This window comes from Microbacterium sp. ARD31 (assembly GCF_031844425.1).
This window is the reverse complement of record NZ_JAUZVE010000048.1, coordinates 36,327-54,335: the sequence shown is the minus strand read 5'-3', so window position 1 is coordinate 54,335 and position 18,009 is coordinate 36,327. Positions and strand designations below refer to the sequence as shown.

Genomic DNA, 18,009 nt, shown 5'->3' with positions numbered 1-18,009 from the left:
CGGACGCGCACACCACGATCCTCGCGACGGTCGACGCCATCAAGCGCGCGGGACGCCACGAGCAGCTCACCCCGCAGCTGCTCGACAGGGTCGCTGACGAGCTCCTCCAATCGACCCCGCTCTGACCGCCCTGCGCGGTACACTAAGGCGCGGCACCCGGCTGTTGAGCAGGTTCCTTCCCGCCCCTCGGGGCGAAAGTTCCTCCTCAGTTGGATCGTTGGTGAATGTGACAATTTCCACGCTCCGGCCGGGTGCCGTTTTTCTTGCCCAGGCGGCATGCAGTCACCGACGATTGCTCACCGGCGGGCCAGTCGCCCTCACATACTCAGACCAGGTGCACTCGACCGCGAGCCGCATCGCATCGTCCGGGAAGTAGCCGATCAGCACCCGACCATCGGGATCCCGATCAAATGTCACCGACCGCAGCAACCGCCGCCCCCGGATCTCGACGTGCCGGATGATCGCGATCCTTTTGCTGTGGTCGAACACGTACCAGACGCCCGGCTCCGGCGACGCCTGCAGCTGAGACATCGGAGACCAGTGCTGCACCACAGAGCGAACCTACGACCGCACCCCGACACTCGGTTTCCCCTGACGATGGCGAAGAATGCACCACGTATCGGATGTCGGCCATCGTGAACGGCTTAGGAGTCGTCCGGAGCGCCGTAGGTTGCCCTCTCGTACGACAACCGGGCTGCGGTGAACTCTCCGCTCCCCGTGTCGTACCGCGCGATCGCATGCGTGGGAAGACCGGAGAAGAGTTCACCGTTTGGGTAGACCCGGCCGCAGACGGGGCACACGGCATGCTCGGCCGGATCGGAAGAACCAGCTGAGTCGGCGCTGAGTCGGCCCGCTGCATCGGCGGCGCACCAGTCGTATGAGAGCGAACTGTTGCCGCATTCGCATACCTGGTCTTCCCCGTCGACGTCTGTCCACGCGATACCGTCGACAGGCACGGTCGGGTAGGGCCAACCCCCTTGGGGTGGGCTCACGCAGGAGCCTTCGCACGCTTCTTGCGGGTCGGTGCTGCCGCAATCGCGAGCTCGTCGACGGTGGTGAGTTTGGCGTAGCTGGAGAGCAGCGCCCTAAGCCGGCTCTCTGCCGAAACATGACCCTTGAGACCCAGCGACTTATCCACCGCTGCGTCGAGCTCACGATGAGCTCGAATCAACTCCGGCGCCATCGCCAGCGGGTTGTAGTGGTCTGCGAGCGAACGTGAGGGGTGTAGCTCACGGGCATCGATCACGGCTCGGCCACCAGCAATGATCGCCTCGCGCTGAGCATCGGTGAGCGCGGGAAGAGGGAACGTGTTCCACGTCTGCAGCTTGTTGAAACGCAGGTCGGACTTGATGCGACCACCGAGCATCTTCTGCCAGGCAATGAATGCTGAGCACGAGATCACCGCGAACACCAGCCCGTCAGGGTCGTCAGCGATGAAGTTCGCATCGGAAGCGATCGTGCTCGGGTCGACCAGTTTGACGGGGAAGAACAGGCGTGTCTCGGAGACGTGACGGGGGATGCAGATGTAGGAGGTGGTGACGGGAGCGATCTGCCGGAACAGGTGAGGCGTGGAAGCGGACTCGCGTGTGCTTGCAGCTTTCGATGCGGCTCGCATTGCGCGCACGCCTTCGACTCTCGACTTGAGCAGAGGCGATCGGGCCAGGTCGGCAGGGTCTAGATCCACCAGCCAGAGACACCAGCGATCTTCACCGTGGATCAGCTCGCGCGCGCCAAGAAAGGGCCGGAGATACTTCGACGCTACGGGGTCGGCGGCGAATGTGGGATAGTCCTCGGGCTCGACGATTAGGTTTCCACCATCGGTGGGTTTGTTGCCATAGCGGACCTCGGGCAGGCCAGGCGAGATAGGTTTCGTCGCTGGGCTGACGAGGACGTTCGCGCCATCAGTCAGGTAGGCGGTGATTCCGTCCTTCACAGCGACGCGGCTGGGCTCGCCCTTGAGGTTGGTCCCATAGTCGTAGAGCTTCGGTGTCACTCGCGGCGTCTTGTCGAAGCCGAGGATCGTGCAGTGCACGGCGGCCGCACCAGGCGCCTCGGACGTCCACGAGAACGTGCGGTGTGCGAATCCGATGCGCCACCCGGCGGCGAAGATCGGGCGGAACATTGAAGAGACCGCCTCACCTTGGGTGATCGAGTTGGTTGAAACGAAGGCGAACTTGCCGCCATAGCCCGGCAGGTCGAGCAGCTGCGCTGCTTTGATGTACCAGCCCGTGACGTAGTCCAGAGAGCCGTGGTAGCTCTTCCCCCACACCAGTTGCAGATCCTCAACTTGCTGCGTTGAACGCAAGGAGATCCCGATGAAGGGAGGGTTGCCCATCACCTGCAGGTGCTCGCTCGGCTCCACGACCGTTGCCCAGTCGGTGCGCAGCGCGTTTCCGACGACGATGCTCTTGATCTTGTCGAGCGGCAACGGGTCCGGCGCGGACCCCAGCGCGAGCTCCATCGCCTGATTCGCCTGGTGCTCCACCAGATGCAAAGCAGTAGCAGCGATCTGCGCCGGCCACTCTTCGACCTCAATCCCATGGAAACTCGATAGTCGGACGGCCAGATGCTCTTCGGTGAAGAACATAGTGCGGGCGGTCTCGCCGGATAGCTCCTGAATCCGCAGGAGTACTTCGAGGTCGAGCGCTCGCATCTGCCGGTACCCGACAACGAGGAAGTTTCCACAACCGCACGCCGGGTCAAGGAAGCGCATCTGGCCCATATCGGCCCGCAGCTTCTTGAGCTTGTTGGTGTCGTGATAGCCGTCTGTGAACCGCTGCCGGAGGTCGTCGAGGAACATCGGTCCGATGACCTTCATGATGTTGGTCTCAGTGGTGTAGTGCTCTCCGAGCTCACGACGCGCAGCCTTGTCTTTGACTGCCTGGAAGAGGCTGCCGAAGATCGCGGGCGAGATCGCTGACCAGTTGAACATGGCTGCGGCGATCAGCCGCCCGCGCATCGCAGCGTCGAAGGCCGGAATAGATACGGTCTCCTCGAATATCCCACCGTTGACGTAGGGGAATCGGGTGATCAACTCGTCAAGGCTCGACTGCCTGCGGCTGGGCTCGCGTCCCATCACCTGGTACAGCAGAGACAGCTGCGGCCCGAGGTCGGAGCCGTCTTCGGCGGTACGGGTCTCGAGGAACTCGAGGAAGAGATCTCGATCCCACACGCCGGAGTCGTCGGCGTAGAGCGCGAACAGGGTGCGGACCAGGAACACCGACGCCTCGTGGTCGTCGTAGCCAGACCCCTCGAGCGCCTCATAGAGCGAGGCCATCAGCTTCGCGGCTTTGATCGAAGCGGACTCCTGAGCCTTCGATCCGAACGTGCGCTCCCCGTAGCCGGCGAGGAACGCGAGGACATCTGCCTCGTCGCGCAGCTGCTCGATCGAGAACTCTTGAACGGGGTCCGTGTCGGCGTGCAAGTCAAGGAGCCGGAAGCGGCGGAAGTCGCTGGTAAGTACCCACCGAGGAACCTCGGGGTCGGGAAGATCGTCGATGTAGTCCAACGCTTGCTGCTCGGCTGCGATGAGATCTTTCCCCGCCGACTTCATCTCGATCAGCGCGAGGCCAGGAATCAGCGCGTCGATGTAGCCGCGGGCACCGGTTGAGGAGCGCTTGACGCGCTTCTCATAGAAGGCTGCTCGGGTCTGGGTGATCCCGTAAACCCCGAGCAGGTCCCGAACGAAGGATTGCGCTTGCTGTCGCTCGTCGCCGGGCTCGTCCTGCCAATCACGGATGAACTGCGCAGCGCGGGCTCGGATCTCATTCATCGACAATGACTTCGGCACGATCCCAACGGTATCCGCACCGGCCCGCGTACCCCTCGCACCAATCCCACCTGCACGACGACGGCGGCAGAAGAAGAAGCAGCAGCAGCATCAGCAGCAGCATGCCTTGACATAGGCAACGACCGAATCTAGGGTAGTGAATGTCACATTCACCACCCGCTGAGGAGGTCTCATCATGCGCGCGTTTCCCGTGAACCGCGACACCATCGACCTGCTGGTCACCGCCGCCTACATCTCCACGCCCGCCTACCGCAGCAGCACTCCGCGCGAGCTCGCCCAGAACGCCGACCGGATGGGTCAGAGCCTCTGGGACGAGAACTACGCGAGTGTCAGCTACACGATCAAACAGCGCGTCGTCGCGCCGCGCTACGAATGGCAGCCAGTCGCCGAGATCGTCCCTGCGGCCGATGATGAGCAGGCATTGCAGATCGAGCGCAGTCGCCTCTTGCTCTCCGAGGTCTCCTGCCATCACCCCGAATGGGATGCCTCCCCCGCGCGTGATCTCGTCGAGCGCCTCGGTGACGCGATCGCGCGGCGGTTCGCCGATCGTCCGCTCGTGGACTCCCCCGACCACCTGGGCGTGAGGGAGTACGAGGGCCTGCACCGCGCCGTCGAGGTCTGGGAGCGCGAGATCGGATTCCGTCACCCGCTCACCCACGACGCGGCCGCGAGGGAAGGCAGCCGGCCATGACCTTGACGATCATTCACGCGGCCGCGGAAGGCACTCTCATCGAGGGGACCAGCAGGGGTGATGGATCGGCCGAGGCTCTCAAAGCCAACGGCTGGCGGTGGAGCCGAGCACTCGGCTCTTGGTACGTCCCGCACTCCCGAGATCGCGAACCGAAGACCGCGATCATCAACCGCACGGCCGAGCAGCTCACCGCGGCCGGGTTCATCGTCGAGATCTCGATCGACTATGCGCGCCGACCCGCCGCCACTGTCGAGGCCGACCTGCTCGACCGCAGGAGCGATCGCGCAGCTGCGCTGGAAGCACGCGCCGGCCGACGACAACAGGACGCAACCGAGGAGGCGGAGCGTGCAGCCCGCGCGCTGCGGCGTCTGCCCGAGGGCGGCGAGCCCATCAAGGTCGGTCACCACTCGGAGGCCGGGCACCGTCGAGCGATTGCCAGGGCGGACGCGGCCGTGCGCCGGTCCATTGACGCAGACGAGGCCGCACGGCGCGCCCAGGTACACGCCGACATCGCGGCCGCCGCCAACGATGCCCGATACGCACCGATCGCCGTTGCCAACAGGATCGAGAAGCTCCGCGCAGACCGCGCCGGACTTCGCCGACGCCTGGACGGATCCAGCCGCACTCTCCCCGGCGGGCGCGTTGAGACCACCACCGCCGCTACCGGCGCCTACGCCGAGCGCCTCGAGCAGGAACTTGCCACGACCGACGACCAGCTCACCTACTGGCAGGAGGTCCGCGCCGAGCAGATCTCAACCGGCGCCGCCACCAACCACAGCAAGGAGACCATCAGCGTCGGCGATCAGATCAAGTACTTCGGCAACTGGTGCACTGTCACGCGCACCAACACCAAGAGCGTCACGATCGTCGACGCCTACGGCCACCGCGGCACGGTCCTCTACACGCACATCCGAGAGCACCGCGCCAGCCAGAGCGGGGTCAGCTCATGACCATCGCCGCACGGCCCCGCACGATCCCGGAATCCGCAGTCCGGCGACTGCGCCGGTCGGCGATCGCACTGCTGTACATCGTTGCCGCAATCGCGGCCGGCTGGCTCGGGATCCTCGCGGCACCGATCCTCGACCGCATCATCATCACCGCTGCGGCGGTGGTCCTCGTCCCTGTCACCGTCGCGCTCGTGATCGACTTCTTCCGCAACCCGGACTGAGTGACCGATGCCTGCCTACAAGGTCCAGTGGCAGCAGCACGTCAACGTCACCGCGACTGTCAGCGTCGAGCTCGACGAGCTCGCGGCATGGGCCTGCCATCATCTCGGGCTCCGCACGCTCACCGACGAGGCGACAACCGCCGCTGCGGCACCGGACGGTGTTCGGCGGATGCTCGAGCACAACGACCGCTTGCGGGAGGAGCTGCTGCAGAGGTGGGCAGTAGCGCACTTGCCGCACAGGTGATGTCCCGAGGCCACAGCATGATGCCCCGCCGGCGATAGTCCACCGGCGGGGCATCAGCTGCATGTCACGCGAGCCGCTGGACTGGCGGAGAAGCAATATTGAAGGTTGCGCTATTCGCAAGCACGCGTCGATCCGCTCATGCCTTTGAGCGACAGCTAGCTGTTGCTGGCCATGAGGTTGTTGACGTTTCTTGGGGGTAGCGGCACAGACGGGTAGATTGGGACGCATGTCGAGCCCTGAATCGGACACTCAGGGGCTTTCGGTCACGCCGTCAGCCCCTCACCTTCGCTGAGCCCTCAGCTCTCTGCTGCCCTGTGCTGTGTGCAGCACGACATTCGGGTGTCCTCTGGGCGCTGACCGTAGTGACGAGACGTTCTCTTGTTCGCACTCTCGCTTCGGAGCTACCTCGATGCCTTTCGCTCTCTATCTTCTTGCCCTGGTGGTCTTCGCCATGGGTACTTCCGAGTTCATGCTCGCCGGCCTCGTGCCCGACATTTCCACATACTTCGGCGTTCCCGTGGGGACAGCTGGTCTCCTGACATCGGCATTCGCCGCGGGCATGGTGATCGGCGCACCTGCGATGGCCGCCCTCACTCGTCGCCTCCCCGTGAAATCGACACTCTTGGGTTGCGTGACTGTATTCGCGGCGGCTCATGTCGTCGGGGCGCTGACGCCCGACTTCACTGTTCTGTTCATCACGCGCGTGATCGCCGCGATTGTCAACGCAGGCTTCTTGGCGGTCGCACTGGGCGCGGCGACGAAACTCGTGGCACCCAACGCCAAAGGTCGGGCCGTATCGATTCTGCTGGCGGGCACCACCGTCGCAACCGTCGCCGGCGTCCCCGCGGGTGCCGTACTTGGTACGGCCCTTGGCTGGCAGTCGACGTTCTGGGCGATCGCTCTCCTCTGCGTCCCCGCTGCGATCGGCATTGCCGCGGGCTTCACCACTCAAGCTGGCGACACGTCCGAGAAGGATTCGTCCTCGCTGCGGATGGAGTTGGCGCAGCTTGCCTCTCCGCGCCTCGTTCTGACGATGATGCTGGCTGCCCTGGTGAATGCCGGCACCTTCGCAACGCTGACCTTCCTTGCGCCGATCGTTACGGGAACCGCCGACCTGAGCCAGTGGTGGGTGTCGGTGGCGCTTGTGCTCTTCGGCGTCGGTTCCTTCATCGGCGTCACCGTTGCGGGACGGCTCGCTGACGCCCGACCTCGCGTCGTCATCATGGGCGGTGGAAGCGTCCTTGTACTCGGCTGGGTCGCCTTGGCGCTCTTCGCGACGAACCCCGTTGCCCTGCTCGGGCTCGTTTTCGCTCAGGGTGTGTTGGGGTTCGCTGTCGGCAGCACGCTGATTACGCGAGTGCTCTATGCGGCGGCGGGTGCACCCACCATGGCGGGTTCGTACGCGACCGCGGCACTCAACGTCGGCGCAGCAGTCGGTCCCATACTTGCCGCTGCCGCGCTCGGCGTGATACCCGGTGCGCTCGGGCCCGTTTGGGTGGCCGTCACCACGACCGCAGCGGCATTGCTGCTCACCATTCCCCTTCTCCGGCTGATCGCGCCCGCCGAGAGCGAAGTGGTCAAGTGACGCACGCTAACTCGCCCTTGACAGTCGAAGGCCGTCGCCGACTCATTGAGCGCTGCCGCTCTCGACCCCTCGCGCATGTCGCCGCAGAGATGGGCATCTCCCGCGCAACCGCATCGAAGTGGGTAACCCGGTACCGCAAGTTCGGTCAACTCGGCCTGCTTGACCGCTCATCTGCTCCAATCCGGCAGCCAAGCGCGACACCTGGCGAGACGCTAGCGCGAATCGAGGAACTACGGCGCGAGCACAAGTGGTCAGCATCCCGCATCACCTTCGAACTGCATGGAGATGGCGTTGCGATCAGTCGGCGCACCGTCACTCGGCACCTAGCCGAGCTCGGCCTGAACCGCCGTCGATTCATCGACCCAAACGGCGAGACGAACCGGCAAGTGCAGACGATCACGGCAAAGCATCCCGGGCACATGGTGCATCTCGACGTCAAGAAAGTCGGACGCATCCCCAACGGCGGTGGTTGGCGGGCTCATGGCAAAGGCAGCCCTGAGGCTCGTGCCGCCGCCCGAGCGAGAACCCGCGGGGCACGCGCCGGGTACGCCTACCTCCATTCCGCAATCGACGGGCACACCCGCCTGGCATACACTGAATCGCTCGAGAACGAACGGGCCACCACCGCCGTCTCGTTCCTGAACCGCGCCCGGGTGTGGTTCGCCGCTCACGGCATCACCCGGATCGAGCGAATCATCACCGACAATGGCGCTTGCTACCGCTCCGCGGCATTCGCCGCCGCTCTGAATGGCGCGGAGCACCGCCGTACGAAGCCCTACACGCCCAAGCACAACGGGAAAGTCGAACGCTACAACCGCATCCTCGCTGAAGAGTTCCTGTACGCAAGGACCTGGAACTCAGAAGACCAGCGCGAGAAAGCGCTGGAAACCTGGAACCTGCACTACAACTACCACCGGCCCCACGGTGTGCATGACGGGAAGCCGCCCGCATCCGCGACACCATTACGCGTCAACAACGTCCTGGCCTCATACAGCTAGCAGATCGTCGTCCGCCGAGTGTGGTGGGCTTGTACCTCTCCTCTGTTGCGGAGATCTCCGGGCAGGCGCGTCCCGCTGACGAGAGCCACAAACTCCAGGCGGAGTCTCTTCGGTGGTTGCTCTGATCACGTCGTTCGATACACTCGGAATGTGCATTTGTACTTCCTGTGACGGCTGAGTAAGGCCTACCGCGCTCGTTGAGTCATCCGAGCCTGCGGCGGCCGCTCGTTCTCGACCCTGCACGGGTCGCCGTCACCTTGCGCACCCTCGCACGCTTCATAGCCGTGCGGTGCGTCGTTTCCGAAGGATACGAATGCTCTCCCTCAACACCCCTCTACCAGCGCGCCATCGCGCGCAGCTCATCGCCTCCGACGTCTCCGTAACGCGCGGAGCCACCCCCGTCCTCAGCCACGTCGACCTCACGGTCACGGCCACCTCGCGAGTAGCGATCGTGGGCGAGAACGGCCGGGGGAAGTCGACGCTCCTGCACGTCCTCAGCGGCGCTCTCACCCCGGACAGCGGAGTAGTGCAGCGACTCGGGACGGTCGGCATAGCCGAACAAGAGATGCCGACCGGCGGCAACCGCACAGTGGGCCAGGCGGTCGCGGAAGCGATCGCGCAGCCGCTCGCCGCCGTTGCGGCCCTCGATTCGGCCGCGGTGTCACTCGCCGCAGGCGTCCCCGGCGCCGAAGAACGATACGCCGCCGCATTGGAACACGCCGAAGTCCTCGATGCGTGGGATGCCGAACGGCGGGTGCAGATCGCGTTGGAAGCACTCGACGCCGAAACGGAGCCATCCCGACGCCTGGACGACCTCTCCGTCGGGCAGCGCTATCGAGTCCGTCTGGCGTGCCTGCTCGGCGCCGACGACGATTTCCTGCTCCTCGACGAACCCACAAATCACCTCGATCGAAGCGGCCTCGAGTTTCTGACCACGCAACTGCGGTCGCGAAACGGCGGCGTGGTCGTCGTCACCCATGATCGCGCGCTGCTCTCCGACGTCGCGGAGACGATCGTGGACCTCGACCCGACCCCGGATGACCGGGTGCGCGTGTACGGCAACGGTTATGCCGGCTACCGCGAGGGCCGGCGCGCCGAGCGCGAACGGTGGGAGCACGAATTCGAGCGACAGCAGACCGAGCTCGCGCGGCTGCAGGACAGTCTCAGCTCGGCGCAGAACCGACTCGTCTCGGGGTGGCGACCAGAGAAGGGAACCAACAAGCACGGACGGGCCACGCGCGCGGGCGGGCTCGTGCAGAGCGTGCATCGCCGGCAGGAGCAACTCGAAGCGCACGCGGTGACTGTTCCCGAGCCGCCGCAAGTGTTTCGCTTCCCGGAGCTTGCGACCCGAACCGGAGCGGTGCTGTTGAGCGTGGAGGACGTGACCGTGACCGGCAGGCTTACGCGCCCGGCGGCGTTCTCTCTGTCACACCGCGGGCGTCTCGTAGTGACCGGACCCAACGGGGCCGGCAAGTCCACACTGCTGAGCGTCGCAGCGGGAGACCTCCGCCCGGACACCGGCACCGTTCGTCGCCCGCAGAACGTGCGGCTCGCTTTTCTGCGCCAAGAGTCGGAGCTGCCGCTGGATCGTCGCGCGAGCGAGTTCTACGCAGCCCACGTCGACGCGCTCGTTCCATCGCGTGAGGCAGTCGGTCTCTCGCAGCTCGGGCTCCTGCGCGCCCGCGAATCGAGCAAGCGGATAGGTGAGCTGTCGATGGGCCAGCAACGGCGCCTCGAGCTGGCCCTGGTGCTCGCCACCAAGCCGCACGTGCTCTTGCTCGACGAACCGACCAACCACCTATCGATCGCGCTCGTCGACGAACTGACCGACGCGCTCAACGCCACCCAAGCGGCTGTTGTCGTATCCACCCACGACCGGCAGCTTCTCCGCGACGTCGAAGGCTGGCCGGCACTGCAACTGGAAGCTACGACCGAAAGCGAGGCGCTCGTATGACCCGCGAGACTCCCGACCGGCTGCGGGCGCTGCGCCCTCTCGCTACCCGCGACTACCGGCTGCTGTTCGCGGCCGTCGGTATCGAAGTCTTCGGCACCGGCATGTGGGCCATCGTCATGGTGTTTCAGGTGCTCGCACTCGACGACAGCCCCCTTGCCCTGTCAGCCGTCGCTACCGGGCTCAGCCTCGGCCTCTTCGCTTTCTCGGTCCTCGGCGGGGTGGTAGCCGATCGCTTCTCGAAGCGGCGGATCATCATCACCGTGCAGGGACTCACCGCGGCGGTCATGGCCGCCGTCGCGGTGCTGTCCCTCACGGGCGCGATCGAGTTGTGGCATGTCGGGCTCGCCTCGTTCGCCATGGGCGCGGGTAGTGCGTTCTTCTACCCGGCCTACAGCGCCTACCTCCCCCAAGTACTACCGCCCGAACAACTGCTCGCCGCAAACGGGCTCGAAGGGGCTCTCCGGCCCTCGATGGGGCAGGGCCTCGGACCCGCCCTCGGAGGGATCATCGTCGGGGCGTTCTTCCCCGCCATCGGAGCGGTCATCGTCGCCGCGTCCTACGCAGTCGCGTTCGTCATCACACTGTTCCTCAGCCGCCGGGAGGAAACCACCGAACCGGAACAGTCGCAGCAACGCACGAGCGTGTGGGGCGACCTCAAAGCCGGGGTCCGCTACGTCGCCCGCACCCGCTGGCTGCTATGGACCCTGATCTTCGGATCATCCCTCGCGCTCATCATCCAGGGCCCAATCGAGGTACTTCTCCCCTTCCTCACCCGCGACCGATTCGACGACGCCGAAGCAACGTTCGGACTACTACTCGCCGCCTACGGAATCGGAGGCGCCATCGGATCGCTCATCGTGTCGTCACTCAAACTGCCCCGGCGATACCTGACACTGATGATCGGCCTCTGGGGCGGCGGAACCCTCCCGCTCGTGCTCATCGGCCTCGCCAACAACCTAATAGTGATGCTCGCCACACTGTTCGCGGTCGGAGCTGCCACAGGAGCCGGCGTGGTGATCTGGGGCACACTGCTTCAACGCCTCGTGCCACCCGAAATGATCGGCCGTGTCGCCAGTCTCGACTTCTTCGTCTCCATCGCGTTCATGCCCGTCTCGATCGCCATCGCCGGGCCCCTATCGCTGATCGTGCCGATACCAGCCATCTTCATCGTGGCCGGCGTCGCGCCGACGCTGCTCGCCATCGTCGCGCTTCTAGCCGGACGCATGCGGGACGTCGAGACGAGACACCCCCTGGACACTTGACCCAGCGCCGCACTGCGTCCCTGATTGTTAGCGTCCTGGAAGGAATTGACTCGGCTTGGAGTTCTCGGGCCGCGGCTGCCTGAACCCACTCCGATGTGCCCTCAGCGGGGAGGAAATCTGCTCTCGCGGCGACGAACTCGGAATTGTCGCGTTGCGAGAACTGCGACCATCGGCTCGCTGTCTGCGGCGTGATTCCCATCTGAACGGCCACGATAGCGGCGGGGAGGTCGCTAGCGAGGGCGAGCATGGCGTAGTTCCGGGCGATCCGCGGGCTGACCCCGGCCCGCGCTATCCACCGTCCGAGGGTCGTGGGATGGATCGGCTCGTGGTGTCGTCGGGGAGATGGGAATAGATACGATCCCTCACCGGCTCGCCGAGTCGCCCCCGGATTCTGCTCAGCTTCTTTCACGAGCTGCGCGAAGAGTTGAGCGACCGAGTTCGGGATCTCGATGGGTTCTGTCGATAGCGCGAGATACGTTCGTCCTCCGGCTGTACTGGTGTCGACAGTGGTGAGCCGGTGGATGCGGTCGGTTCGAGCTCCGTAAAGGAGCACGAGCAGCGCGGCAACCCTGGTCGCGAGGCTCACCGTGTCGTCCGACCCGGCGATAAACGTGCGGACCAGAGCGTGATGCTCGTCCTCCCCGCTGACCTCGCTCGGCCTGGCCTGCTGTCCGCGCTCGACGCGGAGTCCCGGATACTGGCCGGTGGACCTGAGCCACGAGATGAACGGTGCGATGTCGCCGGTGCGGGCTGCGTTGCCGCCGACCCACCGGTCTAGGACCTCCTGTGTCAGCGCGGAGAAGCCCGCCCCTTCTTGCTCGACGTGCTGCAGGAGTCGCGCGGCCGCGCGGATCCGTTCACGCGCGGAATCTGCGACACCGACCGTGGTACGGCGGCGTCCTGCCCGCCGCCGCACAGTCCGCAGCACCTTCCATTGTGCATAGGGAGTGATCTCGGCGGCATGGTGTGAAGGAAGCTGGATCAGGTACTCGTCGACCCATGTTTCGAGCCGCTCAGTCTGCTCATCTCGTACCGGGAGAACGCCGACGTCGACCAGGAGCGCACGGAGATGATGTCGCGCCTGCCCAGGCGGACACGCGTCAACGCGCGCATGCGTGATCGACTCTTCCGACCCGATCGCTCGGAGCAGAGCTCTCGGGGTGGGCTTGAGCAGCCATCTCATGGTCGAGTCCACGCGACCTCGATAAACGAGCGCGTCCGGGAGCCCGGCCAAACGCCCGGGGATCACCCCCGTCGCGGACGCGAGGAGGTCGCCGGCGGCTCGAACGACGGAGCAGCGGATGCAGGTGTTCTCGAAGTGCTGCTCACCCGGGGCGCCACACGTGGCACAGACGTAGTCGCGCGTCGACCCTGCACACGGCCCGCAAACGCGCTCCCCTCGGTCATCGCGACCGATGAGCGCTTTCACCTGCCCACAAGACCCGCAGCCGTCGGGGTGGCGGAGCTCGCGTCGATAGCACACGCCGCATATAGACCCGAGGGGCCAGGTCGTATGAACCGCGCGCTTCTCACCGCAGATGGCGCACTCGGCGATGGGGGTGCGGTAGCAGCTGTGGCACAGATCTGCTACGCCATTCTGGTGGCGGGTTGCGACGCGTCGCTCCCGTCCGCATTGTCCGCACGCTCTGACCGGTGCGGAGTAGCAGCGCTGGCAGAGATCCTGACCGTCCACGATGGCGGTGACGTGATCGACACGGCCGCATCCCGCACACGCCCGCTTAGGGCGCGCGCAGTGCCCGCAGAGTGGTGCGCCGTCCTCGGCTCGAGCGCTGGGCGCACGGATGCGACCACAGCGCGAGCACTCCATACGTCGGCTGACGTTGTAGCACGGTCGGCAGAGCCCTCCACCGTCGGGGAGTCGTTTCACCCGCGGGGCGCGGCTTCCGCACTCGGAGCAAGGATGCTCCGGCACCACGGTCATTTCGAATGCCCGGGCCGATTGATCGTCGTTCGGCGGGCGGATACTCGGCTCTTCCGCGGGATGACTTCCCCGGAAGCCTTCCTGGCGGACGCCTCGACGATGCGGGGTTCGATGAGGTCGTTGGGTGTGCACTCAAGGATGTCGCACAGCGCGATCAGCGTAACCATGCTCAGGCGCTGCGGCTGACCCGTCACCAGCCGGTAGGTCTGCTCCCGGGAGAGCGCGACACCACGCTCAGCGAGCAGCGGCTGCAGGTCCGTCGTGGCGAACATTCCACGCTCCGCCATCTTCGCTCGCAGATGCCAGACGTAGTCCATCTCTTTCACCGTGCTGCCTCCTCGAAGTCGGCGCCGTAGCGGGTGTGAATAGCTTGGGTGAGCAGCCGGTTCCGGTACTCGTTAGAGACGCCGACGTAGATCGCGGTCGTCGAGGAAAACGAGTGCCCCACCTGCTCCTGAATGAACCGCTCCGGGTAGTCGAACTCCACCAGGTGCGTCACGTACGAGTGCCGCAACGAATGCAGATCCAACGAAGAGTCGATCCCCGCGGCATCACGAGCTGTACAGAACGCTTCGTTCGCCGCACGCCTGCTCAGCCTCGTGCCCCGTTCGGTCACCCACAGAGCAGGCGACGAACTCGACGATGACGACAACGCCGGCCGAACCTCATCGAGGTAGTGCGCCAGCGTCTCCGCGATCCAGCCCATCTCCGGAACGGTGAGCACCGTGCGCCGCTTCGACGGGCCCCCGCGGCTCGCTTTGCCATGGCGCACCGACAGTGCACCGAATCGGTCTAGGTGCGGCAGCTTCGCGTTGCGGCGGAGATCCACGAGATCAAGCATGACCGCCTCACGTCTTCGCAACCCGAACGCATAGACGCACTTGAGAAGCGCGGCGTCCCGCACGGCCTGAACCGCACCCTTTCGCCGTCGCGACAGGATCCGTGCGGCGAGCCCGTCGGCCGCATCGAACAGCGCCTGGACTTCGTCGAATGTCAACGGTCGCCGCGCGGCATCGCCCTCGTACTCGCTGACATGCACAATCGAGTTGTCCTCATGGAACACCTGTCTGGGTGCAGCGCCAAAACGCGCTTCACACTCGGACAGCCAGGGATATCGAGGATCAGTGATGTACTCGCAGAACATCTTGATGTCGATCTCGTATCCACGCAGCGTCGATAGCCGCAACGGCTTCACGCCCGAGCGCAGCTCACTGATCCACGCCTCCGCCTCCGCCGGCGTCCATTGCCACGGGTACATACCCGTGAAGTCCACGAACCGGCGCACGAGCCGCTCTCTCGCCGCAATCGTCGGAGCCTTCAAGAAGCGAGCAATCTGCTGGGCTCGCCACCCATTCAACATCCCGTCGAGCACGGCTCCCTCAGGGTCAAGATGAATGACATTCCGCGCGGAGACGAGCCGCTGCGCAGACGATGGATCAACTTCAAGCACATCCTCATGATGCATCCAATACAACATTGATGCAAATGAAGTACTCTGGGTGATCAAGAGTGGCGCAGAGACCCCCGGCCCCCTCGACATCCTTCTTGAGCTCAGGCTCTACCGCGCGGGCGATCGCGCTTCGCGCGTTGCATCGGATGGCAATATCGCCCGTTTCGCGGGCTCGTCGATCTTGTCGGGGCGGAAGCCCGACCAGTGGTCCTCGTCCGTGATGATGACGGGCGCCTGCAGATAGCCGAGCGCTTTGACCTGCTCGAGAGCCGCGGCATCTTCGCTGAGGTCGACGACGTCATACTCGATGCCCTTCGCATCCAACGCACGATGCGTTGCGACGCACTGGACACACGATTTCTTCGTGAACAGCGTGATCGACTTGTCACCGTTGATCAGTGTGGTTGTCATGGTTGATCTCTCCTCCTTCCTGGGTCTCGGTAGTGAGCATGGCGCGTGGCTCAGACGCGGGCGGCAGCCCGCCGCTTGAGCCACACGAGAAGCGCGACCGCACCGATCAGGATCGCGAGGATGACGAGGATCTGCCCCCAACCAAGTCCGACGCCGTCGACGACCGGGATCGCCACTGCATCGCCCTGCTCGAGCAAGTGGTACTGCACCATCCACGCGCGCAGCGGATCGAGGAACATCCCCAGCGACACGGCGCCACTGGCCAGGACGAGGACGGCGATCAGCAACAGCGAGATCCAATCGTCTTCCGACACGCTCTGGTTCGACATGCGACTCATCCCTTCTCTCGGGGCAATGTGGCCCGCAACGTCATGACGGCCACGATCACGCAGCCTCGGGACGGCGGTAGCTGATGACCGAGTTGTCGAAGAGCGTCAGCAGCCCGTCCTCACCGCTGTCGATATCGCGGTACTCGATCGCGAGGTAGTCGTCGTCGACGACATCGGGTTCCACCCCTTCGACCACAGCCCATAGGCCCAGAGCCGAGTCGACAAGAAGGAGATCTCCGACCTCGAGCTCCACTGCGGGCCCCTCGAGCGATTCGCCGTATCCGTCGCCGTCCGAGGCCACGTCGGCGTCCGGGGCATCGTCGGCGACGTCGGGCACGAACCGGACCCGTTCGCGGGGATCCAGCGGGGTGACGTTGGAGGGGCGGAGGGATTCGTGTTTGCTCGTCGACGCGGCCGCGGGATCCCATGGGACGATCTCGGCCGTGGCCCACTGGAAGTAGTCAGGCTCGATCTCCTCGCCTTCGCCGTCATCGGTGAGCTCCGCTTCCGGGTCGCGCACCATCATTCGCTCGTAGTCCGCACCGTCAGGGCGCAGCGCCGCCAGGTGGTCCCAGTCCCCCTTGTCGGTGGAGTCGAGCTTCGCCGGGTCCGGTGTGTAGAACGCCTGGATCTCGACGGGGAGCGATTCGGCATTCAGGGTGACGCCACGGCCGCGCTTGTTGCGCGGAATCGCGACACCGATCGCGAAGCTGTCCCACATCATGTTGGCGCCCTGCGGTGAGAGTCGACCGAAGCTGACGCGGGCGCCGAAGTTATCCCTCATCTCGCCGCCGAGGAACTCGACGTCGGGACGCTGCAGACCGAGCAGGATGTGGATCTTCGCCGAGCGTGCCAGTCGGGCGAGATCGGAGAGCAGATCGAGAACGGGAGCCTGCGCTGGCGCACCCTTGGGCTTGACGGTCTTGTACCAGCGCTGCACGCGCGCCTTGAACGTCGCGTACTCGTCGATGATCAACGCGAGCGGGTCGAAGTCCTCGAGGCGGGCCGTGCCGTTCTCGAGCTGCGAGTACCGCTCCTCCATGAGCTCGTGCGCGGCGTGCAGCATCCGCACCTGGTGCTCCACTCGCGCGCCGACGAGTTCGACGTTGGGCCAATCCCGGAACCCGGCGAACTCGATCCTCTTCCCGTCGAGCACCCACACTCGCCAGTGCGCGTGCGCCAGGTGAGTGAGGACCGTGTGCTGGAAGCTGGTCTTTCCCGATCCGGTTCCACCGATGACGAGGCAGTGGGGCGAGACGGCCGGATGCCACGACTGGATCTTGCCGTCCTCATCGGGGCCGATCGGGATCTTGAACGACTTGTAGGCAGCGTGGGTGAGCGCGGCCGCCGGCTCAACCTCGTGCAGGACCATGTCGGGCATCGTCGGTCGAACCTCGAACGTGATCTTGTCGCCTTCGAGATCCCAGTGCGCCCGCCACCGGCCGGGGAGCATCGAGGAGACCACCTTCTCGACTTGTGAGCGGCGCGCGGCGATCGCCATCTTCGGTCCCACGTTGTGCTTGACGTCGATCTTCGAGACCGAACCGTCCTCGGCACTCGACACCGAGACACTCGCGGTGGGGTCGATGACCAGCTTGACAACCTCGATCGCGCGCTGCTGTTCACGGGAGACCGGATCGCTCACGGGTGCAAGTTCGACGACGAGCACGCAACGTCTCGAGTTGTGCTTGCGCACCCGGTACCCAGCACCCAGCCTGCGGGCGAGGCCCGCGAGGATCTGGTCGACGAAGCGGGGGTCGGTGTCATCGACGTGCGAGGCGTACCGAATCTTGATGCGCTCCGGGAGGCCCACCCATCCACGAGTCCACTTCACCGGCTCGACGAGAGCGCGAGTTGGCTGCGCCGCACCGAGCATCGGCAGGACCGCTTCGATCGCCGGATCCATCCGCCCCTCCCTCTGGAAGGTCCGCACACCGGACGCGACTGCTGCGACGGCAAGCACCACGGCCACGACCCACACCAGCGGGATCAGATCGGTGAAGGGGCGCACAGCATTCAATCCGGTGGCAGCGGTCGCCAGCGCGATGCACAGCAGCGCCGGGATGATCCCGGTCAGCTGACGTCGAGGAAGAACACCTAGAGCCACCGTCGCCGGTGCGGGCGGTCGCGCCGGCGGACGAGATGCCACACGAGTCGTTGCCATTCGAGCCTCCTGAGCGGGCCG

15 protein-coding genes are annotated in these 18,009 nt (G+C 65.3%); 8 read left to right on the top strand and 7 right to left on the bottom strand.

Going from position 1 to position 18,009, the window contains the following annotated elements:
- Positions 1 to 282 precede the first annotated feature (282 nt).
- A complete protein-coding gene (locus Q9S36_RS43270) occupies positions 283 to 552 on the bottom strand; it encodes a hypothetical protein (RefSeq protein ID WP_311290929.1) in 270 nt (89 codons plus the stop codon).
- A gap of 436 nt (positions 553 to 988) precedes the next feature.
- Positions 989 to 3,790 (bottom strand): DNA methyltransferase, encoded by a 2,802-nt coding sequence (locus Q9S36_RS43265; protein ID WP_311290928.1) that lies wholly within the window; start codon positions 3,788 to 3,790, stop codon positions 989 to 991.
- A gap of 175 nt (positions 3,791 to 3,965) precedes the next feature.
- Here Q9S36_RS43265 and Q9S36_RS43260 point away from each other — a divergent pair, with 175 nt between their 5' ends.
- The 8 genes from Q9S36_RS43260 (at position 3,966) to Q9S36_RS43225 (ending at position 11,692) form a co-directional block, all read left to right on the top strand.
- Complete coding sequence (locus Q9S36_RS43260; protein ID WP_311290927.1) at positions 3,966 to 4,481, top strand: hypothetical protein; 516 nt, start codon at positions 3,966 to 3,968, stop codon at positions 4,479 to 4,481.
- Entirely contained in the window at positions 4,478 to 5,431 is a 954-nt protein-coding gene (locus tag Q9S36_RS43255) for a DUF3560 domain-containing protein (protein ID WP_311290926.1), read from the top strand. The genes Q9S36_RS43260 and Q9S36_RS43255 overlap by 4 nt, the downstream gene beginning before the upstream one ends.
- Positions 5,428 to 5,649 carry a hypothetical protein gene (locus Q9S36_RS43250; protein WP_311290925.1) on the top strand — a complete coding sequence of 74 codons (222 nt, stop codon included), beginning with the start codon at positions 5,428 to 5,430 and terminating at the stop codon, positions 5,647 to 5,649. The genes Q9S36_RS43255 and Q9S36_RS43250 overlap by 4 nt, the downstream gene beginning before the upstream one ends.
- 7 nt (positions 5,650 to 5,656) lie before the next feature.
- Positions 5,657 to 5,893 (top strand): hypothetical protein, encoded by a 237-nt coding sequence (locus Q9S36_RS43245; RefSeq protein ID WP_311290924.1) that lies wholly within the window; start codon positions 5,657 to 5,659, stop codon positions 5,891 to 5,893.
- Between the two features lie 409 nt (positions 5,894 to 6,302).
- Positions 6,303 to 7,478 (top strand): Cmx/CmrA family chloramphenicol efflux MFS transporter, encoded by a 1,176-nt coding sequence (locus Q9S36_RS43240; protein ID WP_005882743.1) that lies wholly within the window; start codon positions 6,303 to 6,305, stop codon positions 7,476 to 7,478.
- The gene (locus Q9S36_RS43235; protein WP_091699468.1) at positions 7,475 to 8,476 is read left to right on the top strand and encodes an IS481 family transposase; all 1,002 of its coding nucleotides are present in this window, start codon (positions 7,475 to 7,477) and stop codon (positions 8,474 to 8,476) included. Before Q9S36_RS43240 ends, Q9S36_RS43235 begins: the two co-directional genes overlap by 4 nt.
- 313 nt (positions 8,477 to 8,789) lie before the next feature.
- Positions 8,790 to 10,430, top strand: a complete 1,641-nt coding sequence (locus Q9S36_RS43230; protein ID WP_184219691.1) for an ABC-F family ATP-binding cassette domain-containing protein — start codon at positions 8,790 to 8,792, stop codon at positions 10,428 to 10,430.
- Positions 10,427 to 11,692, top strand: a complete 1,266-nt coding sequence (locus tag Q9S36_RS43225; protein WP_194384530.1) for an MFS transporter — start codon at positions 10,427 to 10,429, stop codon at positions 11,690 to 11,692. Before Q9S36_RS43230 ends, Q9S36_RS43225 begins: the two co-directional genes overlap by 4 nt.
- A 1,938-nt stretch (positions 11,693 to 13,630) precedes the next feature.
- Here Q9S36_RS43225 and Q9S36_RS43220 read toward each other — a convergent pair.
- From Q9S36_RS43220 to Q9S36_RS43200, 5 genes are all read right to left on the bottom strand, one after another.
- A complete protein-coding gene (locus tag Q9S36_RS43220) occupies positions 13,631 to 13,951 on the bottom strand; it encodes a helix-turn-helix transcriptional regulator (RefSeq protein WP_071330018.1) in 321 nt (106 codons plus the stop codon).
- Between the two features lie 5 nt (positions 13,952 to 13,956).
- Positions 13,957 to 15,099 (bottom strand): tyrosine-type recombinase/integrase, encoded by a 1,143-nt coding sequence (locus Q9S36_RS43215; protein ID WP_071330019.1) that lies wholly within the window; start codon positions 15,097 to 15,099, stop codon positions 13,957 to 13,959.
- Between the two features lie 93 nt (positions 15,100 to 15,192).
- Positions 15,193 to 15,495 carry a glutaredoxin-like protein NrdH gene (gene nrdH / locus Q9S36_RS43210; RefSeq protein ID WP_311290923.1) on the bottom strand — a complete coding sequence of 101 codons (303 nt, stop codon included), beginning with the start codon at positions 15,493 to 15,495 and terminating at the stop codon, positions 15,193 to 15,195.
- 50 nt (positions 15,496 to 15,545) lie between these two features.
- Positions 15,546 to 15,824, bottom strand: a complete 279-nt coding sequence (locus Q9S36_RS43205; protein WP_311290922.1) for a hypothetical protein — start codon at positions 15,822 to 15,824, stop codon at positions 15,546 to 15,548.
- Between the two features lie 55 nt (positions 15,825 to 15,879).
- Positions 15,880 to 17,835, bottom strand: a complete 1,956-nt coding sequence (locus tag Q9S36_RS43200; protein WP_311290921.1) for an FtsK/SpoIIIE domain-containing protein — start codon at positions 17,833 to 17,835, stop codon at positions 15,880 to 15,882.
- Between the last annotated feature and the right edge of the window lie 174 nt (positions 17,836 to 18,009).